Source organism: Thermostichus vulcanus str. 'Rupite' (genome assembly GCF_022848905.1).
GTDB classification, from domain to species: domain Bacteria; phylum Cyanobacteriota; class Cyanobacteriia; order Thermostichales; family Thermostichaceae; genus Thermostichus; species Thermostichus vulcanus_A.
In genome coordinates this window covers 1-23,756 of the sequence record NZ_JAFIRA010000028.1, presented here as the reverse complement: position 1 = coordinate 23,756, position 23,756 = coordinate 1, and the positions used below count along the sequence as shown (strand labels likewise).

17 protein-coding genes are annotated in these 23,756 nt (G+C 56.1%); 11 read left to right on the top strand and 6 right to left on the bottom strand.

Annotated elements, in window-relative coordinates; genetic code table 11:
- Positions 1-138: 138 nt before the first annotated feature.
- On the bottom strand, positions 139-1,839 hold the full coding sequence (gene ilvD, locus JX360_RS11035) for a dihydroxy-acid dehydratase (RefSeq protein ID WP_244350790.1): 1,701 nt from the start codon (positions 1,837-1,839) through the stop codon (positions 139-141).
- 351 nt (positions 1,840-2,190) lie between these two features.
- Here ilvD and fbp point away from each other — a divergent pair, with 351 nt between their 5' ends.
- The 3 genes from fbp (at position 2,191) to JX360_RS11020 (ending at position 5,208) form a co-directional block, all read left to right on the top strand.
- Positions 2,191-3,195 (top strand): class 1 fructose-bisphosphatase, encoded by a 1,005-nt coding sequence (fbp, locus tag JX360_RS11030; protein WP_244350831.1) that lies wholly within the window; start codon positions 2,191-2,193, stop codon positions 3,193-3,195.
- A gap of 47 nt (positions 3,196-3,242) precedes the next feature.
- On the top strand, positions 3,243-4,796 hold the full coding sequence (zwf, locus tag JX360_RS11025) for a glucose-6-phosphate dehydrogenase (protein WP_244350788.1): 1,554 nt from the start codon (positions 3,243-3,245) through the stop codon (positions 4,794-4,796).
- Between the two features lie 121 nt (positions 4,797-4,917).
- Positions 4,918-5,208, top strand: a complete 291-nt coding sequence (locus tag JX360_RS11020) for a transposase (protein ID WP_279611433.1) — start codon at positions 4,918-4,920, stop codon at positions 5,206-5,208.
- 212 nt (positions 5,209-5,420) lie between these two features.
- On the opposite strand, the gene JX360_RS11015 is transcribed toward JX360_RS11020, so the two are convergent.
- The gene (locus tag JX360_RS11015) at positions 5,421-6,947 is read right to left on the bottom strand and encodes a family 10 glycosylhydrolase (protein ID WP_244350783.1); all 1,527 of its coding nucleotides are present in this window, start codon (positions 6,945-6,947) and stop codon (positions 5,421-5,423) included.
- Between the two features lie 241 nt (positions 6,948-7,188).
- Between JX360_RS11015 and JX360_RS11010 the strand changes: the two genes are divergently transcribed.
- A complete protein-coding gene (locus JX360_RS11010; RefSeq protein ID WP_244350781.1) occupies positions 7,189-7,575 on the top strand; it encodes a hypothetical protein in 387 nt (128 codons plus the stop codon).
- Positions 7,576-7,593: 18 nt separating this feature from the next.
- Here the strand turns inward: JX360_RS11010 and glpK are convergent, their stop codons facing one another.
- Positions 7,594-9,111, bottom strand: coding sequence for a glycerol kinase GlpK (glpK, locus tag JX360_RS11005; protein WP_244350779.1), 1,518 nt, complete (start codon positions 9,109-9,111; stop codon positions 7,594-7,596).
- Positions 9,112-9,208: 97 nt separating this feature from the next.
- On the opposite strand from glpK, the gene glpD reads away from it, so the two are divergent.
- The 3 genes from glpD (at position 9,209) to JX360_RS10990 (ending at position 11,787) form a co-directional block, all read left to right on the top strand.
- Positions 9,209-10,816 (top strand): glycerol-3-phosphate dehydrogenase, encoded by a 1,608-nt coding sequence (gene glpD, locus JX360_RS11000; protein WP_244350777.1) that lies wholly within the window; start codon positions 9,209-9,211, stop codon positions 10,814-10,816.
- A gap of 30 nt (positions 10,817-10,846) precedes the next feature.
- Positions 10,847-11,116 (top strand): gas vesicle protein GvpG, encoded by a 270-nt coding sequence (locus JX360_RS10995; protein WP_244350775.1) that lies wholly within the window; start codon positions 10,847-10,849, stop codon positions 11,114-11,116.
- Positions 11,117-11,196: 80 nt separating this feature from the next.
- A complete protein-coding gene (locus tag JX360_RS10990) occupies positions 11,197-11,787 on the top strand; it encodes a DUF3727 domain-containing protein (RefSeq protein ID WP_244350773.1) in 591 nt (196 codons plus the stop codon).
- On the opposite strand, the gene JX360_RS10985 is transcribed toward JX360_RS10990, so the two are convergent.
- From JX360_RS10985 to JX360_RS10975, 3 genes are all read right to left on the bottom strand, one after another.
- The gene (locus JX360_RS10985; protein ID WP_244350771.1) at positions 11,784-12,539 is read right to left on the bottom strand and encodes a WecB/TagA/CpsF family glycosyltransferase; all 756 of its coding nucleotides are present in this window, start codon (positions 12,537-12,539) and stop codon (positions 11,784-11,786) included. The genes JX360_RS10990 and JX360_RS10985 overlap by 4 nt on opposite strands.
- A 20-nt stretch (positions 12,540-12,559) precedes the next feature.
- Positions 12,560-13,588: an NAD-dependent epimerase/dehydratase family protein gene (locus JX360_RS10980; protein ID WP_244350769.1), complete on the bottom strand. Its 1,029-nt coding sequence runs from the start codon at positions 13,586-13,588 to the stop codon at positions 12,560-12,562.
- Between the two features lie 246 nt (positions 13,589-13,834).
- Positions 13,835-15,472 carry an isochorismate synthase gene (locus tag JX360_RS10975; RefSeq protein WP_244350767.1) on the bottom strand — a complete coding sequence of 546 codons (1,638 nt, stop codon included), beginning with the start codon at positions 15,470-15,472 and terminating at the stop codon, positions 13,835-13,837.
- Positions 15,473-15,769: 297 nt separating this feature from the next.
- Between JX360_RS10975 and menA the strand changes: the two genes are divergently transcribed.
- The 4 genes from menA to JX360_RS10955 all read left to right on the top strand — a co-directional run bounded on the left by menA (position 15,770) and on the right by JX360_RS10955 (position 23,559).
- Entirely contained in the window at positions 15,770-16,711 is a 942-nt protein-coding gene (menA, locus tag JX360_RS10970; RefSeq protein WP_244350765.1) for a 2-carboxy-1,4-naphthoquinone phytyltransferase, read from the top strand.
- Positions 16,712-16,861: 150 nt separating this feature from the next.
- Entirely contained in the window at positions 16,862-18,760 is a 1,899-nt protein-coding gene (locus JX360_RS10965) for an LptA/OstA family protein (RefSeq protein ID WP_244350763.1), read from the top strand.
- A 39-nt stretch (positions 18,761-18,799) separates the two neighbouring features.
- On the top strand, positions 18,800-19,981 hold the full coding sequence (locus JX360_RS10960) for an LptF/LptG family permease (RefSeq protein ID WP_244350761.1): 1,182 nt from the start codon (positions 18,800-18,802) through the stop codon (positions 19,979-19,981).
- A complete protein-coding gene (locus JX360_RS10955) occupies positions 19,978-23,559 on the top strand; it encodes a hypothetical protein (protein ID WP_244350759.1) in 3,582 nt (1,193 codons plus the stop codon). Before JX360_RS10960 ends, JX360_RS10955 begins: the two co-directional genes overlap by 4 nt.
- The last annotated feature ends 197 nt before the right edge of the window (positions 23,560-23,756 follow it).

The following is a 23,756-nucleotide window of genomic DNA, read 5'->3' as shown; positions in this document are numbered from 1 at the left end:
CCATTCCGTTAGCAACAACCGTTAGCAATAACCGAAAGGAAAGTGGCAGGGATCCCGTATCTCTGCCATTTTTTTGATTTTGTTTGTTTAGATCACTTGAAATGGGATTTGGATGTCAGTCCCATCTCAATCACCATCTCAATCAAACAAGCCCAAATCCGTCACCGCCCCAAGGCTGCTGCTGGAGACCAACTTGGCATATTTGGCCAAGGTTCCCCGTTCGTAGCGGGGTTTGGGCGCAGACCACTTGGCCCGCCGTTGGGCCAGTTCTTCCTCGCTCACATTCAGTTGTAACAGCCGCGCATGGGCATCGATGGTGATGGAATCCCCCTCTTCCACCAAGGCAATTGTGCCCCCCACATAGGCCTCGGGAGCCACATGCCCCACCACCATGCCGTAGGTGCCACCGGAGAAGCGGCCATCGGTGATCAAGCCAACGCTATCTCCCAGGCCAGCCCCGATGATCGCCGAGGTGGGGGAGAGCATTTCCCGCATCCCTGGCCCACCTTTGGGGCCTTCGTAGCGCACGACCACCACATCTCCCGCCTGAATCTTGCCGGAAAGTATCGCCTGTAGGCAGGTTTCCTCGGAATCAAAGACCCGGGCTGGCCCAGTCATTTTCGGGTTTTTTACCCCCGTAATTTTGGCTACAGCTCCTTCACGGGCCAGGTTCCCTTTCAAGATGGCCAGGTGGCCTTGGGCATACATCGGGTTGTTCCAGGGGCGAATTACCTCCTGGTCAGGGCGGGGTTCATCCGGCACCTCTCGCAACACTTCTGCAATTGTCTGGCCGGAAATGGTCAGGCAATCACCGTGCAGGAGACCGTGATTGAGGAGCATTTTCATCACCTGCGGGATCCCACCCGCCCGATGCAGATCGGTCGCCACAAAACGACCGGAGGGTTTCAGATCGCAAAGCACCGGCACCCGGGCACGGATTGTCTCAAAATCATCCAGAGTGAGAGGCACCTCAGCTGCATGGGCAATTGCCAGAAAATGCAGCACCGCATTGGTGGATCCCCCTACCGCCATAATCACGGAAATGGCATTCTCGATGCTCTGACGGGTAATAATATCGCGGGGCCGGATCCCGGCTTTGATCGCTTCCGCCAAGACCTTAGCGGATTCGGCAGTGCTATCGGCTTTTTCCTCGTCTTCGGCAGCCATGGTAGAAGAATAGGGCAGACTCATGCCCATCGCCTCAAAGGCACTGGACATGGTGTTGGCCGTGAACATACCGCCACAGGATCCGGCCCCAGGACAAGCATGACGCTCGACGGCCAAAAGCTCTTCTTCCGAGATCCGCCCGGCACTGAACTGTCCCACTGCCTCAAAAGCGCTGACCACCGTCAGGTCGCGGCCATTGTAGTGCCCCGGTTTGATGGTGCCCCCATAAACAAAAATGGCCGGTACATTAACGCGGGCAATGGCAATCATCGCCCCTGGCATGTTTTTGTCGCAGCCGCCAATCGCCAACAAACCATCCATGCTTTGGCCATTCACGACGGTCTCGATGGCATCCGCGATCACTTCCCGCGAGACCAGCGAGTACTTCATCCCCTCGGTGCCCATGGAGATGCCATCGCTGATGGTGATGGTGCCAAACATCTGGGGCATGCAGCCGGAACTTCTCAGCGCAGCTTCGGCACGGTCGGCCAGGCGCTGGATCCCCATGTTGCAGGGGGTAATCGTACTGTGACTGTTGGCAATGCCGACAATGGGCTTGGAGAAATCTTCGTCTTGAAAGCCCACTGCCCTGAGCATGGCTCGGTTAGGGGAACGCTGCACCCCTTGGGTGACCACTTGGCTGCGAAGTGTGAAGGGAAGATTAGCCGTCATGGGAAGGTTTGAGCAAAGAAAAAAGATGAAAGGGGATCCCATTCTTGGGAGTGGGATTGATCCTATCTTGTTTCTTCCAGCCGGTAGTGCCCAAGTGCGCACCCAAAATCTGAAGCAACTCTGTAAGTTCCTTGGATGAGGAGGATCATCAGCCAGCCTACCTAGTGAAGGGATCCCTGAAGAACGGGTGCTGACCCGCTGCTGACGCAGCCCAAAACCAATGAATGTTCAGTAGATTTCGATGGGGATCCCTGACTTTGGCCTTTCCCCTTCGCACTGGCGAAGCCCCCTGTTATGGTTCTGAGTTCTCCCTCCTCTGCCACAATGTTGCCCAGCAGCACCGAACGAGAGATGTCGCGGGATGTGCTCACCCTCTCCCGCCATGTTCTGCAACAGTTTGAAAGTTTTACTGCCGAAGCCCAAGACTTTAGCGCCCTGCTTAACCGCATTGCTCTGGCCGGCAAGATGATCGCCCGCCGTTTGGGTCAGTCCGGGCTGATCGAAGATGCTCTTGGGATCACCGGCAGCATCAACGTCCAAGGGGAAGAACAAAAGCAGATGGATGACTATGCCAACCGAGCCTTCATCCGAGCTTTGGAACAAACGGGCTTGGTCTGTCGGCTGGTGTCCGAGGAAATGAAAACCCCGGCCCGCCTGCCGGAAAATTGCTCTCTGAGCCGTTTAGCCCTGTTGATCGACCCGCTAGATGGATCCTCCAATATCGATGCCAACCTCACCGTCGGTTCGATTTTCTCCGTCCTCCGCCCCCTAGAGAACCGTCCCGAAGCGGACAACCAAGACCTATTACAACCGGGGCGCAACCAACTGGCCGCGGGCTATATTTTGTATGGCCCCAGCACCCAACTGGTGTATTCCATCGGTAAGGGGGTTCACAGTTTTACGTTGGATCCCAGCCTCGGGGAATTCATCCTCTCCCAAAGCCCGATTCGCACTCCCGAACGGGGATCCGTTTATAGCCTCAATGAAGGGTATTTCTGTCAATGGAACGAAGGGATCCAGAACTTTGTCCGCTATGTCCACCGCCGCGATGGCTATACCTCTCGCTACAGCGGTGCTTTGGTGGCGGATTTTCACCGTATTCTTCTGCAGGGGGGGGTTTACCTCTATCCCGGCACCCAAAAGAAACCGGAAGGCAAGTTGCGCCTCATGTACGAAGCGGCCCCACTGGCCTTTTTGGCCGAACAGGCAGGGGGTGTGGCCACCACCGGCACGGAATCCATTTTGGACATCGTCCCTCAATCCCTGCACCAACGGGTGCCTTTGATTATTGGCAGCCGCGAGAATGTCATGGAAGTGCTGAACTGCCTTCAGGGTTCTCCCAGTCCCCATCCTTAGCGGTTGTTCCTTGAGTCGATCCTTTCTACCCCATCCGAGCTAACTCTATGGTCACCCTGGCTGAAAACCCCCTCCGCGTTGGTCTTAACCAAGAACGCACTCCGGATCCCTGTATTTTGGTGCAGTTTGGGGCCTCAGGAGACCTTGCCGCCCGTAAGCTGGTTCCGGCCTACTATCGGCTATTTGTGCAACGTCGTCTGCCGCCGGAGTTCACCCTAGTGGGCGTGGCTCGCCGCGAGTGGACGCACGAGGTTTACCGCGAAAAGATGCGGGCCGCGATGCAAGAATTTGCCGCCAAGGATCTCGGCCCCGATGCCCTTTGGGAAGAATTTGCCAGCCGATTGTTCTACTCCCGCCTGGATATCGGGGATCCAGACAGCTACACCCGGCTGAACCAACTGCTCAGCCAACTGGATTCAGAACGGGGTACCCGCGGCAACCGGATTTTCTACCTAGCCGTTTCGCCGGATTTTTATGCCCAAGCCATTCAGAATTTGGGGGCAGCCGGAATGGTGGCGGATCCCGTCAAAACGCGGGTGGTGATCGAGAAACCCTTTGGTCATGACCTCACCTCCGCCCAGGAGCTGAACCGGATTGTGCAACGGGTTTGCCATGAGGAGCAAATCTACCGCATCGATCACTACCTCGGCAAAGAAACAGTACAGAACCTGTTGGTGTTTCGCTTTGCCAATGCCATTTTTGAGCCCCTCTGGAACCGCAATTTCATTGATCATGTGCAGATCACCGTGGCAGAAACCGTTGGCGTTGAGGATCGAGCCGGTTACTACGACTCCTCGGGCGCACTGCGGGATATGGTGCAGAACCACTTGATGCAGGTCTACTGTTTGACTGCGATGGAACCGCCGGTTTCTCTGCGCAGTGATGGGGTACGCAACGAAAAAACCAAGGTGTTGCAGGCAACTCGTTTGGCGGACACCCGTAATGTGGCTGCTGCCGCTGTTCGGGGTCAGTATGGTCCGGGTTGGATGGCGGGCAAGCCTGTGGTGGGCTATTTGCAAGAGCCAAACGTGAATCCGGCTTCCACCACGCCCACCTATGTGGCCCTGAAACTGGAGTGCGATACTTGGCGTTGGAAGGGGGTGCCCTTCTACCTGCGCACTGGCAAACGATTGCCCAAAAAGATTTCGGAGGTTGCGATCCACTTCAAGCAGGTACCCCTATCCCTATTTCAGTCGGCAGCGCGGGAGGTGAGTCCCAATATTCTGGTGCTGCGGATCCAACCCAATGAAGGGATCTCACTGCGCTTCGAGGCCAAAATGCCAGGGCCAGAGATCCGCACCCGCTCTGTGGATATGGATTTTCGTTATGGGACAGCCTTTGGGGCAGGTACCCCGGATGCTTATGACCGCCTCCTGCTGGATTGTCTGCTTTCGGATCCGACGCTGTTTACCCGTGCAGATGAGGTAGAGGCGGCTTGGCGAGTGGTCACCCCGGTGTTATCGGCTTGGGAAGCGGAGCCCAGTAGTGGCAACGGCAGCAGTGCAGCACTGCCGGTCTTTACTTATGAGGCTGGCACTTGGGGGCCGAAGGCGGCGGAAGACTTGCTCGCGCAGTCGGGGCGGCGTTGGCGACGGCTTTGATCGGGTCTGAATCCTATGCCTCTTTCGTCAGTATGGGGAGGCTAGGCTTGAGGTAGAAGCTGAACTCCTTACCCGGCCATGACTCTAGCTCGTCAGGCGCTACCCACCCTTCAAGTCCTTGATGACTACTGTGAGGCCTACCGCCCCCACTTTCCTGAAGTACGAAGCTTTGAGTTTCATCCTTTTGGGTTTACTTTCCCCCATGAAGCGGAAGAGCTTGCCTGTCATTGCTCCCCATGTTGGGGTAGAAAGCCATCAATCCTTACATCATTTTTTGACGCAGTCGCCCTGGTTGGTCTCTGGTTTGCAAGCACACCGTTTGCAACGGACTTTAGAGTGGTTAGCAATCAGCCACAATACTATTCCTGACTATTCCTGTGCCCTTTACCGGGTGGATCCCAGTCGAGGGTAGGGGTAGGAACTATCCAGAGCCGACCAGTGCTCCAGCCTTCGCGTTGTCGCGCAAGCAGTCGCTTAGGCGGTGCGGAGCATTAGCGTTGCGTAGCAACAGTTGCGTAGCAACATATTAACAACATGTTAATTAAGAGGTTAAGGAGCAGGAAGTCTTTGGGGTGACCCAAGGAGTCTCTCTGCATATCTGCTCTGGGTTGCTGGGAGAGGATGTCAAAAACCCCGAGTTTGAGCTTGCAGTCGGAACTTGCGATCCCGATCGGAGTCTGGCTCCATCCAGGAGTAGACGAAATGGCTCACACACTCCAGTTGCGGATAGCGAGATTTTAGGGTTTCCATCTGAATTTCCAGGCTGGCATGGCCTCCGAAGGGTTGACCCCAGGTGCCGGCCAAAACCGGACAAATGGGAGTCCCCACGGGCGTTTTGCTGATCACTTCTCCCACCTGATCGGCGACACAAGTGGCATTGTTGTCTCCGCAAATGGCATAGCTCATCGGGTGCCGCTCAATCGGGGCCGGAAAACGATCCCAGGGTTGGAGCTTGGCATTATAAGCTCCCGCTTGAATGCGGTTACCACCGGGGAAAAACACAGCCGCCACTGGGATCCCTTCTGCTAGAACCGGCTCTGCAACGGCGGCCAAAAAATCGATCACCCCTTGCAGGGCATGGTCTACAGCCTGTTGCCAAAACTGAGCTTCGTACCGCTGGGCGCGGCGAGCGTGGGTGCGTAACCGATCCAGCACCGACGGCAGCGGTTCATCCGCGTACTGACTATCCACCTGGGCAACATCAGCGGCAGATAAAAACCCACTTTGCAGGTAGCGATGCATCAACTCCCGCTCTCGGCGACGGCCCATGCGATCCAAAAGGGCTGAGCGGCTGGCCTCAGCGTGGATCCACAGTTCATGGGGGTGGCTGACCCATTTGTCGGCTCCGACGGCGGTTGGGAAACGAATATAGTCCAGCAGGATCCCATCCGGTTGGCGGGCCAAAATGGCGGTAATAGCTGTGATCAAATCTTGTCGGGCTTGCGGATGATAGGGATCCACAAACAGGTGTTCCGTTTCGTAGGCATCTTCGTAAAAGGCTTGCCCATCGACGAGCAGACCCGGATCAAAGCGAGCTTGGGCAATGCTGGTTTCTCCCCAGCCATTGCGAGCCAACAGAGGAGCCCGATCCGCCCGTTCGCTGAAGCTGTAGCCAAAATTCATGGCGAACATCCAAGCGTGAACCTGTAGCCCTCTGGCATGACCCTTTTCAATCACCTCTGCCAACAGATCCGTATCGGCGGGGAGGATCCCGGCGGCCACCGCCTCCTGCAGCACCGAGCGCCAAGGGGTCGGATTATCAGCCTCTGGCAACAGCACCCGCCCGTCGTAAAAGGTTTCCACGAAGACCTGGTTGTAACCTCTGTTTACAATCCGATCCAAAACCTCATCTAGTACACCGGGTAGCGCATCGGTATCGTAGAGTCGCAACCACACCGCCTGAGTTTGCGGCCAGGTTTGAGCGCGACAAGCTTGTAGGTGCTGGGCATGGGATCCGATTAGGGCGCGGTACTGCTCTGCTGCCTCGGGATGGGTTGAACTGGCCTCTAGGAGCCGCTGTTTTTCAAGCCGCTCTGCCTCTGGCAGACCACAGCTGGGATCCCCCCAAACCGCCTCTGGCAAAGGCCCTGCCACGGCACTGCTGCACCCGAAGGCTACCACAGCTCCTAAGCCAACCCAAAATCGCCCCACAGCACACCTCCCCCTGCTGGGTACACAACACACCCCTTTGGGGCTAGTCCGTTATATCCCATGGACACCGGAGGCAACTAAGGAAGAAATGGACATGAAAGAGCCGTATATCAGACTTTCGTGTCTGGCATGCCAGCAGTGCAACTATCGCAATAATGACAATTCTGTTATTTTCCGTAGCTTTTGCTACAGAATTCACGGTACGATTGATCGTGTAGAGGTATTGATGTGGAGCATCTTAATGAATGCAGCCGCCGAAATGACTGGAGTTAATCTCCTTGCCCGCCATCAACAAAACATCGCTGCCTCTCTGGCTCGTCGTCTGGAAGCAGCCAGGGCCGCCAACAACACCCGCTTGGTGGAGTTGCTGGAACAAGAGCAACGGCAACTGGCTGCTGAGTATGGCACGGTTCACTCGTCTCCGGCGCTGTTGGAAGGATTGCGCCATGCTTGGGAACACCTAAAAGAGGTGTTGACAGCCCGCGATGAATTGCGAGTACGGCAATGGGTAGATGGCACCGGCGTTGTCTGGTGGTATGCCCAAGATCCCATTACGGGGGATCGGCTCTGCACCCACTCCGACTGGGAGCTGATGGACTGGATCGAGAAGCACCACTGGAACGATTAATCTCCTCCCTTCATCCTTTCATTCCGGCCACTGCTTAGCCCGAGCCACAGCCTCTTGCCAGGTACGAAAACAGGTTTGGGCTAGGTCGCTTTCGGGATCCGGCTGGAAAACCCGATCCACGGGTCGTGCGGCTACCAAGGCTAAGTAGTCCTCCCAAAAACCCACCGCCAAACCGGCAGCAAAGGCGGCCCCTTGAGCGGTTGCATCCAGCAGCTGGGGACGTTCCACCGGGATCCCGAGGACATTGGCTTGCCACTGCATCAGAAAGTCGTTGCGACAGGCCCCCCCGTCCACCTTCAGCCGTTGCAACGGGGATCCCAGATCTTCGGCCACAGCATCCACCACCTCCTTGACTTGGTAGGCGATCGATTCCAGCACCGCCCGCACCAGATGTTCCCGTCGGATCCCGCCGGTAATGCCAAAGAAGGCGCCCCGAGCGCTCATATCCCAGTGGGGAGCTCCCAAGCCACTGAGGGCGGGGACAAAATAAAGGCCACCGCTGTCGGGTAACTGTTGAGCCAAGGAGGCGGTTTCATCAGCAGAGTGGATGATCCCCAAGCCATCCCGCAACCATTGAATGCAGGCGCCACTGGTGAACATACTGCCCTCCAAGGCGTAGCCAGCCGGTTGGTTGGGGCTTGTCCAGGCCAGAGTGGAGAGCAGTCGGTGCTGGGAGCGAGCAATGGTTGAGCCGGTGTGGGCCACCAAAAAGGAGCCCGTGCCGTAGGTGCATTTCATCAACCCGGGTCGGTCACAGCCGTGGGCCAATAGAGCCGCCTGCTGATCCCCCAAGATGGCCGCAATAGGAATAGCTGCCCCGAACAGATCGGGAGCCGTGTAGCCGACCCTCCCGAGGCTGGGGCAGATGTCCGGTAGCCATTGCATCGGGATCCCAAACCGTTCGCACAAGGTTGGATCCCAGCGACGCTCCTGCAAGTTGTAAAGCAGGGTACGGCTGGCATTGCTGTCGTCAGTGATGTGTAGGGATCCGCCGCTGAGGTTCCAGATCACCCAACTATCGATCGTGCCCGCCAAGATTCGTCGAGAGAGAAGACCAGGATCTTGAGCAGACAGGTGCTCCCGTAGCCAGGCCAGCTTGGTTGCCGAAAAATAGGCATCCAAAACCAAGCCGGTGCGCTGCCGGATGTCGGGTTCCTGCCCCTGATCGATCAACTCCTGACACAGAGGCGCGGTGCGTCGATCCTGCCAGACAATGGCGTTGTGAAGCGGCTTTCCGGTAGTGGGATCCCAAAGTAGACAGGTTTCCCGCTGTACCGCCAAGCCGAGGGCTGCCACCTGTTCAGCCCGGATCCCGGCTTCCTGCATAACTGCCCGCATGACGGAGAGGGTATCTTGCCAAATGCGTTGCGGGTCGTGCTCCAGCCAGCCCGGTTGCGGATAAATCTGGGGGAGCTCGCGGTAGGCTTGGGCAAGCATTTGCCCGGATCGGTCAAAGAGAAGGGCGCGGTTACCGGTGGTGCCCAAATCGAGGGCCATGATGGTGAAGGGTGGGTCAGAGGAAGTGGAGCCAGTCATGCCAGCGGATACCGTATTGTGCTCACTAAAAGAGTCATCCCTACCGCCTGATCAGCCAAAGTCGAGCTCATCTTCCCTAGGGGATGGGCGGATCCCGGTGCACCGATCCTACGATCTGGTGGTCATTGGTGGGGGCATTAATGGAGCGGGGGTGGCGCGAGAGGCAGCCCTGAGGGGGTTGAGCACCCTCCTGTTGGACAAAGGAGATTTCGGTGGCGGCACCACCAGTTGGTCAACCCGCCTCATCCATGGGGGTCTGCGTTATTTGGAGACCTTCGAATTTGCTTTGGTGCGGGAATCCCTACGAGAGCGAGAAATTTTGCTGCGCACGGCTCCTCACTTGGTGCGGCCGTTGCAACTGACCATTCCCATCTATCGGCAAGGACAACGCCCCCCCTGGCAAATTCGGGCTGGCATGACCCTTTACGATCTGCTCAGCTTCGACAAAAGTTTGCCCAACCATCGCATGCTCTCGGCGGCGGCTTTTCGGCAACTGTTTCCCCAGGTGGATGCTCAGGATCTGCTGGGGGCGGCCCAATACTACGATGGGCAGGTGGTTTATGCGGAACGTCTGTGTCTAGAGACAGTGCTCTCGGCCCAGCAAGCCGGGGCAACCGTGGTGAACTATGCCCAAGTGACCCACCTGGAAGCTGGCCCCAACGGGATCCATACCCTACAGGGGCAGGATCACCTCAGTGGAGTTCCGTTTCGCCTGACCGGATTGGACAATGCAATTGTGGTGGCCATGGCCGGCCCCTGGTTGGATTCCCTGCTGGGATCCCTTCGGCCTGGATATCAACCCCTGATTGGGGGGACGAAGGGCAGCCATATTTTGGTGGAGCCGTTTCCGGGATCCCCGCGCAGTGCCTTATACGTGGAGGCCAAAAGCGATGGGCGCCCGTTATTTGTCGTGCCCTGGGGTTGGGAAACCCCACTCCTGCTGATTGGCACCACCGACATTCCCTACAAGGGGGATTTGGATGCCGTGCAAGCGACCCCGGAAGAAATAGACTACCTCCTGCAGGAGGCCAATCGGCTTTTCCCCCATGCGCAACTGACGCGAGCCCAAATTCGCTTCACCTATGCTGGTGTTCGCCCTCTCCCCTACAGCCAGGGTCTCAAACCCGGCCAAATTACCCGCAGCCACATCCTCAAAGATCATGCTTCCGAAGGGATCCCCAACTTGATCAGCTTGATTGGGGGTAAACTCACCACCTTTCGACAAGTGGGCCAAGACTGTGTGGATCAGGTACTCCGCAAATTGGGCAAACCCGTTTCTCCGTCTCCCACCCCGAACCAACCTTTCCCCGGCGCCATCACCCCCCAGGATCCACGTATTGCGGAAGCCCTACGCACCTATGCTCCCCTTCTCCCCGCCCGTACCCTGCATCACCTGTTTAACCTGTACGGATCCCGAGCCTTGCAAGTCTTGGAACTCGTGGCAACCAACCCCGATCTGGCACAACCCATTGCCCCACCCTGGCCCGATATTGCTGCGCAACTGATTTTTGCCCTGCAAGCGGAAATGGCCCAAACCCTGGTGGATCTATTGCTGCGGCGCACGACCGTGGGTATCCAGGCACATCCGTGTCAAGAGCCCATGCCCCATATTTTGGAGATTCTGCGCAATCATGCGGGCTGGGATGAGCATCGCTGCCAAATGGAGAGGGCAAACTACCAGGCTTATTTGGACTCCCACTGTTAGGATCAGCCCATCGGGGTTAGGATGCCTACCATGGTTTGGCAGTTGTTAACATGGCCTGCCCAAAGCTTGCTCTGGCTGGCGGGGCAAATTCAAGAACGCGCCGAGGCACAGCTGGACAACAAAGAAAACCTGCAGAAAGAACTCACCGCCCTGCAAATCCAACTGGATCTGGGGGAGATTGACGAAGCCACCTACACTGAGCGGGAAGAAGAAATTCTACGGGCCCTAGAGGCTCTGGCCGAGGCGGAACGGCAAGCGGAAGCAGAAAGCGCCGAGGATGAACCCGAAAGGGATCCCTGAATTTTGCAGTGGGGCAGAACATGGGAGAATGAACTTTTGTTGAACCCGTTCGTTTGCTTATCTACCCTGGGCTGTTTTCGATGAATGAATCCCATGAAACCTTGGTGCTCCGCGACGAGCAAGATCAGCTCCTCAAGTGCGAGATCTTGAGGCAGGTTGTAATCGAGGATCAAACCTATGCCCTAGTCACTCCTGTCGATGCCGTGATCAAGGTGTTGGTTTGGGAAGGGGAGGAAGAACCCGGCCAACCCGTGAACGGCGATGCCGATATGGAAGGGATCCTGGATGAACCGGATCCAGAAGAATTACAGGCGGCAATGCCCACAATCCAGGCGGTCTTGGGAGAATTAAACTTAACTTTGCAGCAAAATGGCTTTGATATCCTCACGGTTCAGGGGGAGTTGCCCGCCGTCGAAGATGAAGACGTGCTGGAAATTGGCGAAAGCGACGAAGATGCCCAAGAGTTTCAGCTGCTGGCCACTTTCTTCTACAAAGATCAGAAGTATGGCATTTTTACCCCTCTCGACCCCATTTTGATCTACGCGGCCCTGCCGGATGAAGGGGATCCCTATCTGTTAACCCCGGATGACCCACCGGAACTGTTCGACCAGCTTTATGCCCTACTGCTGGATCTGGATGAAGAAGAAGTGGATGACGAAGACGAAGATTAGGGGATCAAACGCCTCTGTTGCCTAAGGGTCTGATACTCCTGCCAAACCAACCGGGGTAGGAGGCAAAGAAAACGAATGTATCTGGGAATAGTCTTCCGGGGTTCTTCATAGGCTCGATACAGCCACTCTAGCCTCCACCTCAACATCCATTTAGGGGCGCGTTTTACGCTTCCGGTGTCGGCATTGAAGTTAAAGACCGCACCAAAACCGAACATTACCCCTTGCTCAAGATAAGGGAGAAGCTTGTGCATGAAGATTTCCTGCTTGGGAGCCCCAAGGGAAACCCAAATGATATCCGGTTGATCAGCATTGATGTCTTTGGCAATGGCAGGATAGTCAAACCTCTCCACATCTACAAAAGGCAACGGGCAAAATCTCATGGTTTGAATGGCAGGATCGATCTTGGCAAGATTCACTCGTAGGCTGTCCAAAATCTCTTGAGTATTTCCCAGGAAATATTGCTTGAAGGTTTTCATTTCAATGAAAGCGAGGAATAGATCTGCTCCTATGTACGAATCAAAATCCTGTTGGTGAATCCATGCAAGGATCTTAGCCAACACAGAGCCATCACATATATTGACTAAAGATCCGTTAATGATCGTATTGTATTCAGGATTGACATTGGCAATAGAGAGATTATTACTTTCAATAGAACAGACATAGCCTTTTTGCTTGTTCGAGATAGCGGAGAAAATGATTTCATTAACTTTATCTCGATTGAACTCAATGTTGACATCAAAGAATCTGCCCATACACCAAATCTCAGCTCCCCTCATGAAGCCAGTTTGCACATGAGAGGAATCATCCATTGTCGCCGTTTGATGTGTTCCTCAATCCATCGATATTGCTCCTCAAGCCCTTGCCGAAGAGGTATTTTTGGATCCCAGCCTAAAATGTCTCTGGCTTTGCAGTAGTCAGCTCTGCGCGACTTATCTCCCTCTGGTTGTGTAGTGTCGTAGATAATTTTAATGTCTTTGCCAGAAATGCTGACAATCATTTCAGCTAAGGCTTGAATGGTGGTGCAAGAGGATGGCCCGATTTGAATGGTGCCTCGCCCCAGTCCCTTTTCTAAGGTCAGCACAATCGCATCCACAACATCATCCACATGGACGAAGGCTCTGCCTTGGGATCCACTGCCCCAAACAATAAAGGGTTCTTTTGGAAACCGGATGGCTTTGGTGATTAAAGATGGAATGACCTGCCGACGAGGGCCAATATCACAGGGAGTTCCATAGACATTGTGTAGCATGAGGATCGCGCAGGGAATTTGGGTTTCTTTTTCCAAGAGCTCGGTCTCATAGTTGCCAATCAACTTGCTCCATCCATAAGCGGATTCGGGCTGGGCAGGATATAGGTCTTCTTCCCGTAGGGGCCTTGAGTCGATATCCTGTTGTAAAGACAATGGGAAGCTACAGGCTGTGCCGGTATAGATGAATCCTTTTATGGAGCTTCGATTCTTCCTGACTGAGTGAATCACGTTTGAGTTTATAACGATATTTTTTCTAAAAATTTCTCCCTGATGGGCAAAAACGTAATCTATGCCTGCCACAATATCAGCCAAATGAATGACGTACTCAACTTGACTGACAAGGTTATCGATTATTCCTGCGATGGCAAGATCCAGTAAGAAAAACCTTTCCTCTAAAGGAATTACGAAGTTCCCCACCTCATTTTTTAGATAATCTAGTTTGCCTCGCCAGAGGTTATCCACCACAAAAACATCGTGCCCTTCAGCCACCAACCGCTTGACAAGGTTAGAGCCAATCATTCCGGCACCACCAGTGACCAGAATTTTAGCCATTCGCAGCTTCCTCTCTTTGTAGGGGGATGGCAGGCAACAGATTCGTCAGGATATGACAAGACCCTTGACGTGAAGAACCCTAAGGAAAATTCGCATTGGAGCATCCACTCATGGAATCTACCCCTCTTCACGGAGGGATGACGTATCATAAATCGTCTCCAGAGGAAACACATCTGTAGGGGAAAAGTATAAGTTGTCAACCCCGGAGAACTGCCGCCTGACAAAAAACCGACTTTCAACAAACTTTCAACAAACAGAGAGGGTTGATTGGATGGCCAAAGCTTGTGCCAGAGATTGCAACTTCAGCTGAATCTCTGCTACCTCCTGCTCCGGACGAGAATCAACCACGATGCCGGCACCCGCGTACAAACGAGCCCGATCCCCACGAATGAGAGCGGATCGGATCGCCACCACAAACTCCCCATTCCCCTGCAAATCCACCCAGCCCAGGGGTGCCGCATAGCCGGAGCGGTCAAAGGGTTCTGCCGCTTCGATCCAATCCACTGCCGCCTGCTTGGGGTAGCCGCCGACAGCCGCTGTTGGGTGCAACCGGGCCAACAGGTCAAAAAGATGGAGGTCAGGCGGCATTTCCGCTTGGATCAAGGTTTGTAGGTGCTGGATATTGGCCAACTGCAACAAACGAGGCTGGGAGGGAATGTGCGGCTTTAACCCCACTTGGCGCAGGGCTTCTCCCACCGATTGCACCACCAACTGATGTTCCTGACGGTCTTTAGGACTCTGCAGTAGCTGCTGGGCTAGGGCTTGATCCTGGCTGACGGTTTCCCCCCGTGCTATGGACCCGGCCAAGGCATCGATCTGGATTTGCCCTTGCCAGACGGAGAGCAACCGTTCTGGGCTGGCTCCCAAAAAGACTCGCTCTGGAGAAGAGAAAGGTTGCCCTTGACCGGCAGCGGTGTCCAAAGCCCAAGCTTCCCTGCTGCCAATGCCCTCCGCAAAAGCAAACACGCTGCAATCGGCATAGCGCTGTTCCAGGTAGGCCAACACCGTTGGGATTGGGGGTGGGGTAGCCAAAGGCAGATCAACCGCTTCCGCCAGGACCACCTTTTCCAGGGATCCGGCTCGAATCGCTTGCAAAGCCCTGTCAATGCGGGCTAGGAGTTCCTCTCGATTGACCTCCACCTGCAGAGGCGTTTGCAATTCCCAGCGGGGCAACGGGTGTTGAGACAACCGCGACATGTGGGCAAAAAAGTGGTGGATACGAGTGCCCAAGACCGCCAAATCGCTCTCGGGCCTGACCTCCAAGTTCAACCGGGCTACCGTCCGGGATCCCTTTGAAACCGGTGCAACAACAGAGCTCCTTGGCCCCTGCTCCTGCCAGATCTGCCATTCCGGCAACACCAACAGGGCGGCTGGGCCATAGGTGCGCTCGGGGTTAAAGCTAAAGCGGCTAAAGCACAAAGGCCGTTCCTGTTCCTGCCCACTTGCCGGGGTTGAAGCTCGGGATCCCCAATCCACCGCTTCGGTATGCACATGGGGCTGTAGCTCCTGCAAAAAAGCCCGTGAGGCTTGAAAGCGCCCTTCCCCCAATAGGTAAACCCGCCGCAGGGCTCCCAGGCCGAGCACCCTAACGCTGCCGTAGCGGGCTGTGTGGGCAAGATAGCAATAGCTCGAATCCGCCAGTCCACTCCCACTGTTGGAGCCAAGGGATTGGGCCAGCACCACCAGAGGATCCAACCCTGAGAAAGAACGGGACAGACTGAGAATTTGGGGAATGCCCCGCGCCCGCGCCGTCTGTTGGCAGGCGGCTAATACGGGATCCCAGCGGTGGGGATCCCCCTCCTGAGCTGTCCAAGGAGAAGCCTGAACCGGGAGCGTTGGCCAAATTCTGGGCCATTCTGAACAGGGAGAAAGGGAGAAGGTCATGCGAGAAGAGGAGAGGACAAACCCGCCTGGGTGGGATTGGGGTCAGAAACGGGCTCTGCCCCGTGGGTAACCCAAAAGCCCAATCCGGATCAGGAGGAGTGCCTGGCGAAGATGGCTTTAAGATATGAGATTACGAGATGGTCTGGCCAGAACTCGCCTTTAACACCTGGATCTTCACGGGCTTCTTCACGATCCGCAAAATTTCTTAGCATCCTTAGGGATTCCACTTGAAGCACTCTACTTTACAGAGCAGGTACAGATTTGCTCACCCAGCCAGAACCGCCAAGGAGAACTCGCATGGAACTCGGTGCTAGCCCAGCGCAACCTTCTGAACAGGCTTCCTGGAACGGCCCCTCACGCAAACAACTGTGGATGGCCGCCATCAAGCCCCCCATGTACAGTGTGGCGATCATGCCCATTTGGGTGGGATCCGCCATTGCGTATGCTCAGGTGGGGGTAATGGATTGGCAGGTTTTGGCGGTGTTTCTCGGGGCTGCCATCTGCATTTTGGCCTGGACCAACATCAGCAATGATGTGTTCGATGCCCAGACTGGGATTGACAAAAACAAGCATCACTCGCTGGTCAATCTGACAGGCAAGCCGGAGCAGGTTTTCTGGGTGGGCAACGCCTTCTTGGCCCTTGGCCTATTGGGGATCCTGTGGTTGAGCTGGCGGCAATCGGATCCGACGGTGCTGGTCCTGGTGCTGATTGCCTGTGGACTGGGTTATGCCTATCAGGGACCACCATTGCGGCTGGGCTACCAAGGGATTGGGGAAATTCTCTGTTTTTTCAGTTTTGGGCCACTGGCGGTTTTGGCTGCCCACTACAGCCAAATTCAAACCTGGTCGCTGACGGGGTTGGCAGCTTCTTTGGTGGTGGGGATCGTCACCAGCTTGATTCTGTTTTGCTCCCATTTTCATCAGGTGCAGGATGATCTAGCCTGCGGTAAACGCTCACCTGTGGTGCGTCTGGGTACGTTGCGCTCGGCCCGCCTGATTCCCTGGATCTGTGGCAGCATTTTTGGGTTGACGGCGATCTTTGTCGGTTTGGGGATGTTTCCGGTTTGGACGTTGCTTAGCCTGGTAGGGATCCCTTTTGCGGTGCAGCTGTCCCGCTTGTTGGGCACCTATCACGACCAGCCGCCGCGAATTAGCCAGTCCAAGTTCATCGCCGTTGCTCTGCATTTTTGGGTGGGGCTATTTCTGGGGTTGGGGTTTATGCTGAGTCGCCTGGGTTAGAGAGGGTTAAGCCAGTCGGAAGGTGTGCGGGGGATCCCCCGGATGCTACCGGGAAATTGAGATAAGCTACAGCCTAGTGTGCTGGACTTGGGTGCGCTGAGCCTCAGTTCGGAGCGATTGGGGTGGCGACAGGAGAGCAACAAAAGCAGAATGCGGCGACTTTTTAATTCCAACCTGATCGTGGCTCTGGTGGGGAGCGGGGTGCTGGCCGGTTTGATTGGCTGGGCCTTGTTCATCGACATTGAAGAAGTGGTGGTAGAAGCTCCCCCCGCCGAGCAGCCGGCCTCCGTCAGCCGCAGAGTGGATATTCTTGGGCATCGGGGAGGCTATCAGCGTTGGCGGTTGATCGCCGAACAGGTGGACTCGCAAACCGGGCAGCAGGTATTTGAGCAGGGGGCACACGGGTACTTCTATGGGGAACCTGCCACCCAACGCCAGGGAGAGCCGGATCCCTTCTTTGACAGCAGCGAACAAATGACCTGGCGAGCGAACCAAGCCCGCTACAACGCCACCGCCGATGAGTTGTATCTAGAAGAAGAGGTACAGGTGGAAAGTGACGATGGCAGTCTGCTGTTGACGAATGCTCTCAAAGTAACCCCAGAAGAGCGCATTGAGGTGCCAGGAGAGTTCACCCTGAAGGGGCAAGAAATGCTGCTGCATGGCCGCTCTGGCTCCTTTAATTTTCAATTTGCCCTCCTCAGTGCTCAGCAGGGCAAGCTGATCGTGTTGCCCCCTGGTCGCGGCCTCAACCCCGCCAGAGACGGGGCGAGTATGCCAGAGGCGCATAGCCCTGCTGCCACCCAAATTGCTATGGCCGACAGTGCCAGCACCCCGCAATGGCTGGCCAGTGCCGCTGCCGATCCCGACTCCACTACGATTACTGCCGACCAGATCACCTATGACCGCACCAACCAAGTTGCTCAAGGGGAAGGCAACCTGCGGATTCAAGAAAGTGGCCTTGAAATTCGTGCCCCTCAGGGCACTTACCTGCGCCAGCAGGCCCAAAGTATTCTGTCTGGGGGGGTGGTTTTGCGGGAGTTGGCCAGTGATGGCAACCGGGATCCCTTGCTGGCGGATCTCACCCTGGCTCAGGCTTCCCCCGACCCCGAGTCTGGCCAAGATCAAGAAGTGACGATTATCGCCGACCGCCTTACCTACGACCGCAACACCCAAATTGCCCAAGGGGAAGGCAACCTGGAGATCCAACAGGGGGAAACTATTATTCAATCTGCACAAGGCACCTACCGCCGCCGCGAATCCCAGAGCATTCTCACGGGGGGCGTTACTCTGCGGGAGCCGGGCCGGGTGCTCACTTCCGTTCGCCTAGAGGGCAACCACCGTGACAAGATCTTCTTTTTTGAGGAAGACGTGCTCTACCGGCAGATGGCTGCCTCCACTCCCGCTCCAGAAGGGGGATCCCTGACGGATGAGCTGCGGCAGGCGGAAACCGAAGTGCGGGCTGCCCGGTTGGTCTACAATTCCCGCACCGGAACCTCAGAATTTAGCGATGCTGTGGAGTTTATCCAGCGGGGGCGGAAAGCTAGGGCGATGCGAGCCACCATTACCCCTGAGAGGGTGGAGCTGAGCGGGGATGTACTGATCGAGCAAATTGAAGGGGATTGGCTGGCGCAACGGTTGGCCAACCCAGAGACGCAGGCGGATGTGGATCAACCCACAGTGATTTATGCGGATCGGGTGGAGATTGACCAGGCCAGCAGCGATGCCCGCTTTTTTGGCAATGTGGTGATCGTGCAAGCCAATCGAGCTATTGAAGGGGATCGAGCCGATTACTTTGATCAGGAACAGATTTTCAAAATCACCGCCGAACGGGATCCCGTCGTCCTCTGTGACCGGGGTGAGATGAACCCAATCCAGCGCGGCAGTACCGAAACTTTGCCCGGTCGGGATGCGTTGGATCAAATGTGCCGGGGTGCCAACCGCCTCAGTGGTAAGTTAGTGACCCTCAATATGGATCGGGATGAATACACCGTCGAAGGAGATGAGACGCAACAGGGGATGTTTCAATTTCGCATCACCGATTCTCTCTAGGGGAAGGCTTTCCCCTGTTGTCTAACTTGTACCACCAGAATGACCACTGACTTTGTCGATAAGGCCCAACCGCGCACCTCCCCTTCTCCAAAAGGTGGGTTTTGGGGATCCCTGAGATTGGGGGCAGGCTTTTTGGAGCTGTACCTTTTCAAGGAGATGATCCGCCCCTTCTTTCTAGGGGTAGCAGGCGGCACGGTGATGATGCTGGGCAACCAGTTGTTCATTTATGCCGATCTGCTGGTGAAAAAGGGGGCTCCCCCCCTGACCATTTTGCACATTCTCATCTTGAATCTACCCGCTATTTTGGTGGTGACCTTCCCGATTGCTGGCCTATTTGCCACCCTGCTGACCCTGGGCAAAATGGGAGCCGATAGCGAGATCATCGCTCTGCGTGCCGCCGGGATCCCCTATCGCAAAGTGTTTATTCCTGTGCTGTGTATTGGCCTGTTGGTGAGCGGTTTGGCTCTGTTTACCAACGAGGTGATTGTGCCGGAAACCAACCAAAAAGTGAAAACCCTGAACAAGAATTTGATTTTGGCTCAGGATGCCATTTTGTTTAACCCGGAAGAAATCGTGCGGGTGGATGACGACCTTTGGTTTCATGTTGGCTCCATTGACCCCGAAACGGGCCTGATGCGAGATCTCATCATCCTGGATCGCAAAGCGGAAACGGGTCACCTGCGCTACCCACAAGTGATCTCCGCCCAAACAGCCCAGCAAGTGGGGCAATCTTGGCAACTCCGGGATGTCGTGGTACGTCGCTACGACCAACAGGGGCGTACCTACTACGAGGGCCAGGTGGGGGAAATGGAGTTGAATATCGTCAATAAGCTGGTGGGTCTGATCTACGCCGAAAAAGTGCCCCAAGAGCAACGGGCCGGGGAGCTGTGGGAGCAGTGCCAACGGCACCGACAGGAACAACGCCCCTCGGCTGATGTGGCCCGCTGCCTGACGGAATATCATCTCAAGTTCGCCATTCCTCTGGCCAGTTTCTTCGCCGTCTTGGTAGCTGCCCCCTTGGGCCTACAAACGGTGCGGCAAACCGGACGCTACGGAGGCGTGGCGCTAGCGATTGTTCTGGTGTTTATTTACTATGTACTGATGAGCCTAGGGCGAGCGATGGGTCGAGTTGAACATATCGATCCTTGGCTGGCGGCCTGGTTGCCGAATATGATTTTCGGTGGGGTAGGCTTTTCTTTACTGTGGCGGTTTTTACGGTGAAATCCTGCAACTTCCCGGACGGCTTTGGCCCTTGGGCGAGAACCGCCTGGTTGGCCTTGTGGTGTAGCGGATCCCTCTGGCTGGTGATGGGGGAGTCGGTTTTTGCACAACTGGAGCCCCTACCCACCGAGATGGAAGGCTACCAGCGGTTTTGGGCGATGCAAACCCCCGCCCAGCGCCTACAACTGGCCCGCCGGGATTCCCAGCCTGAACCCGAACTGCCCACAGGGGCAAGCCTACTGGGGGATCCCCTAACTTTGGCGGAGGCACAACAATCCCTCCAACCTGCTGCCCCTGCAGCTCCCGCTTCCCTTCCATTCGCTCCCGCGACGGTAGCGACAGCCCAGCCCCCGGATCCCTCCCCACAACCCCTAGCAGCCCAAACAGCAGCAGCAGCCCCTCCCTCCTCTTCTGCAGGACAAGACATCACTTCCGAAAAAGTCCTGACGCCAGTCGGCAGGAGCGGGACAGAGCCCTTAGATTTGAACCAGCAGCGGCTCCAACGTCTGTTGGCGGAAGGAGCGGCAGCCCATGCCCGCCGACAAGCACAACAGGCCCAAGCACAACAGGCGCAAGCGCAAGCGACACCCCAGTCCTCAGCCCCGATCCCAACCTCGACTCAGCCCCCACAACCCACGGCTTCCCAGGCTTCTGCCCTGCAAGTGGAAGAGCAACCCTGGCTGCGTGTAAGGGATGAGTTCAATGCGTTGGAGTTGCTCACCCCCGCCCAGACATCCCCCTCCGAGAGCTTGGCCTCAACCGCACCGCAAGAGAAGGCCAAGGCAGAAGGGGAGTTGAGTCGGATCCCGCCCTTCCCAGAAACGGCTCCGCTGTTGATTTCCCAAGCAGGTGGAGATTTAGGGCTGAGGGGTGTCCCCCCCCAGGGATCCCCCGTGGATCCGGAGCTGGCAGAAAATTTCCCTCTTCTACAGACGGGATCCCTGTCTCCTACCGAAGCAGATCCTGCAACAGAAGCTTTTACGCCCACTGCAGGTTTGCCTTTGGCCCCGGAACTGCTGGAGCGTTTCCCTCTGTTGAGTGACCCGGTTAGTGACCTGGACGCTGCAGTGGACACCCCCTCTTCAGATCTGCAACCAGACCTGCAAGCGGCACTTCCCCCCAGTCAGGGATCCCAAATTCGCCAGCAACTGTCGGCCACCGCCACTGCCCAACGGCAAATCCCCCTGGATCCGGATCAAATTAACATCAATGGGGATATCCTTAGCTACCTTGCTGAAGAAGACCTGGGCATTGCAGAGGGGAATGCCCTAATCCAGTTCTCTGATGGCAGCCGTATCACGGGTAACCGGCTGTTGTTTTACCGACGGGAACGGCGCTTGCGCAGCGATGGCCCCTTCCGTATGGAGCAACCCCCTGGCCCTCAAGGACGGGGTGTTCGGCAAATCCAAGGGGAAAATCTAGATCTGGACATTCCCAGCCGCACTGCCCAATTTGAAAACTCGTTGGTGATCCTGCCGGGGGAAGAACCGGGGACGAAGGTCTTTGTGCGCAGTGAAGAAACCACCGCCCTCTTGGGGGATCAGATCTTCTTCGAGAAGGCCACCATCACCACCTCGCCAGAGCCGCCCATTACCCACTATGTGCAGGGGGATCGGGTGGAGGTTTTCCCGGATGACCGGGTGATTGTTTATGACGCGCGTATGTTTGCCGGTGGGGAACTGACGGAGCAGGGTGATCTGCAGGCGGGCATCCAGATCGGCTACTTTCCTTTGTTCGTTTACAGCTTGCGGGATCACCAGTGGATTTTGCCTGGTCAAAGCGAGACGGAAGGCGTGTTCGTCAAGTCCAGCTGGGCCTATCGCTTCGATGAGTACAACTTCGGCGGCTTGCGGGTGGATGCCATCCAGAAAAAAGGCTTAGGGGTAGGCTTCCTACACGACTACATTCTGCCCATCCCTGACAGTGTCAACTATGGGCGGGCGCAATTTTATTTGGTAACGGAAGCAGATCAACAGCGGATGTCCAGTCGCTTCCGGGTGGATCACAACTTCGACTTTTATGCTGCCACCCTTTTCGGCCAAGAAGGTCAACTGCGCGGACAGCTCAACCTCAACCTCGACAACACCTATCGTCCTGCCGGTGGGCGTAACGATAACGCCGATCTGCGCCTCAACTCCACCTTCCAGGGGGATCTCTCCACCACCACCCTGAACATCAGCCGCACGGGATCCCAGGAGCGGGGCACCTACAGCTTCCCCCTTACCCTCAGCCACAACCAACGCTATGGGGGCGTGCACTGGCTGCAATCGGACTTGCGGCTGGACTACAACCAGCGGGTCAGCATCAAGGATGGGCCTGACTTTGCCGATGCTCGTCTAACTTTGGGTACACAACTCACCCCGCCAGGCTGGGGAGGCAGCTACCGCCTCAACTACCGCGCCTACAGCAGTTCCAACGGCGACAACGAGCCACGCCGCAACTTCGAGCTGGCCTTCAACCCTGACCTAATCCGCATCACCCCCGATATCTCCCTCACCAATGCCCTCACCCTCACCCAGGAGCAACAACCGGATCGAGAAGTGGGCTCCGGCCTCCATTTCTTTAATCGCTACGAATTGCGCTCCAGCCTACGGTTTAACGACATTCAGCCGGCCCGTTGGGTGACGATTATGCCCGGCTCGATTGATTACAGCCAGGTGCTTTACTCCACCCCTGACCAGGAATCCACCGTCAGCCTCAACCCTCGCCTCAGTTTGCGGCCTGCCGACTGGAATACGATTGACCTACGCTACAGCCGCACCTTTTACGGCAACAACTCCGTCCCCTTTCAAACCATTTCCACTAGCCCCAAAGATGTAGACCGCATCAACGCCAACATCAGCTTCTTTACCCCTCGCGATCTCTTGCCCAACGTTCCCCCTGGCTACATTGCCTTTGAAGATGACCTGCCCGGTGAGATGCCAATTGCCCTGACCTTCCCCGATGACACCCAGGAAGATTTGGAGGCGATTGCCAGCCGCAACTTGGAAGAGTTGCAGGCAGAGGTCAAAAATCTGCTGCGTCTCGACACCACTGCTGGCTACGACTTCATCAACCAAAAGTGGGATCTGGTCAACGCCAACTTCACCTGGAATACCACGCCAGATCTGTTTAACATTCAACTACAAACCGCCTATGACCTGAACGAAGGGGAACTGCGACCGGTACGCCTGCAATATCGGGGGCGCAGCAGCACCACGTTCAATCGGGATCAACGCTCGGGCCTGGATGTGTATGAGCCAGGGATCAGCTATTCCTTGCAAGCAATCTACGACCCCAAACTGGGTGAGATTTCCACCTACGGGGTGGATCTAGACGCCACCATCGGCACGCAATGGCAAAATCACTGGCGGTTCCGCTTGGGCCTAACGGAAGAAGGGATCCGCCGTGTGGAAGTACGCCGTGACCTACGGGATTTCGAGTTGCGCCTAGCTTACGATCCCACGGCGGAGATGCTGCGCTTGGAAGGGATCCTGGTGGCTTTCCCCAGTCGCCCAGTGGGTCTGACCCAAGAGCGGGGCGATTTTCTCCTGACCACTCCTGCTACTACCTTTAGTTTGGATGATTTGGGGCGATGAACTCTGATCAACACAACAAGTGTACTGAACTGAAGGGAGAATAAACGGGTTTAAACTAAGCTTTCTCTATATGGGAACTAGAATCCCCACGAAATTAAAACCCCCCACCTTTTTTTAGAGGCAGGGGGTTGGATGGGATAGGGACCTGGCACCGAGCTAGATTACCGGAGGGCCACCCCTCAAGTAGATTTGCCGCT

What these genes read in the sequence shown, in the direction of transcription:
- ilvD (WP_244350790.1), bottom strand. Translation starts at nt 1,839, where the DNA reads ATGACGGCTAATCTTCCCTTCACACTTCGCAGCCAAGTGGTCACCCAA.
- fbp (WP_244350831.1), top strand. Translation starts at nt 2,191, where the DNA reads ATGTCGCGGGATGTGCTCACCCTCTCCCGCCATGTTCTGCAACAGTTT.
- zwf (WP_244350788.1), top strand. Translation starts at nt 3,243, where the DNA reads ATGGTCACCCTGGCTGAAAACCCCCTCCGCGTTGGTCTTAACCAAGAA.
- JX360_RS11020 (WP_279611433.1), top strand. Translation starts at nt 4,918, where the DNA reads ATGACTACTGTGAGGCCTACCGCCCCCACTTTCCTGAAGTACGAAGCT.
- JX360_RS11010 (WP_244350781.1), top strand. Translation starts at nt 7,189, where the DNA reads ATGAATGCAGCCGCCGAAATGACTGGAGTTAATCTCCTTGCCCGCCAT.
- glpK (WP_244350779.1), bottom strand. Translation starts at nt 9,111, where the DNA reads ATGACTGGCTCCACTTCCTCTGACCCACCCTTCACCATCATGGCCCTC.
- JX360_RS10995 (WP_244350775.1), top strand. Translation starts at nt 10,847, where the DNA reads ATGGTTTGGCAGTTGTTAACATGGCCTGCCCAAAGCTTGCTCTGGCTG.
- JX360_RS10990 (WP_244350773.1), top strand. Translation starts at nt 11,197, where the DNA reads ATGAATGAATCCCATGAAACCTTGGTGCTCCGCGACGAGCAAGATCAG.
- JX360_RS10985 (WP_244350771.1), bottom strand. Translation starts at nt 12,539, where the DNA reads ATGGGCAGATTCTTTGATGTCAACATTGAGTTCAATCGAGATAAAGTT.
- JX360_RS10980 (WP_244350769.1), bottom strand. Translation starts at nt 13,588, where the DNA reads ATGGCTAAAATTCTGGTCACTGGTGGTGCCGGAATGATTGGCTCTAAC.
- JX360_RS10975 (WP_244350767.1), bottom strand. Translation starts at nt 15,472, where the DNA reads ATGACCTTCTCCCTTTCTCCCTGTTCAGAATGGCCCAGAATTTGGCCA.
- menA (WP_244350765.1), top strand. Translation starts at nt 15,770, where the DNA reads ATGGAACTCGGTGCTAGCCCAGCGCAACCTTCTGAACAGGCTTCCTGG.
- JX360_RS10965 (WP_244350763.1), top strand. Translation starts at nt 16,862, where the DNA reads ATGCGGCGACTTTTTAATTCCAACCTGATCGTGGCTCTGGTGGGGAGC.
- JX360_RS10960 (WP_244350761.1), top strand. Translation starts at nt 18,800, where the DNA reads ATGACCACTGACTTTGTCGATAAGGCCCAACCGCGCACCTCCCCTTCT.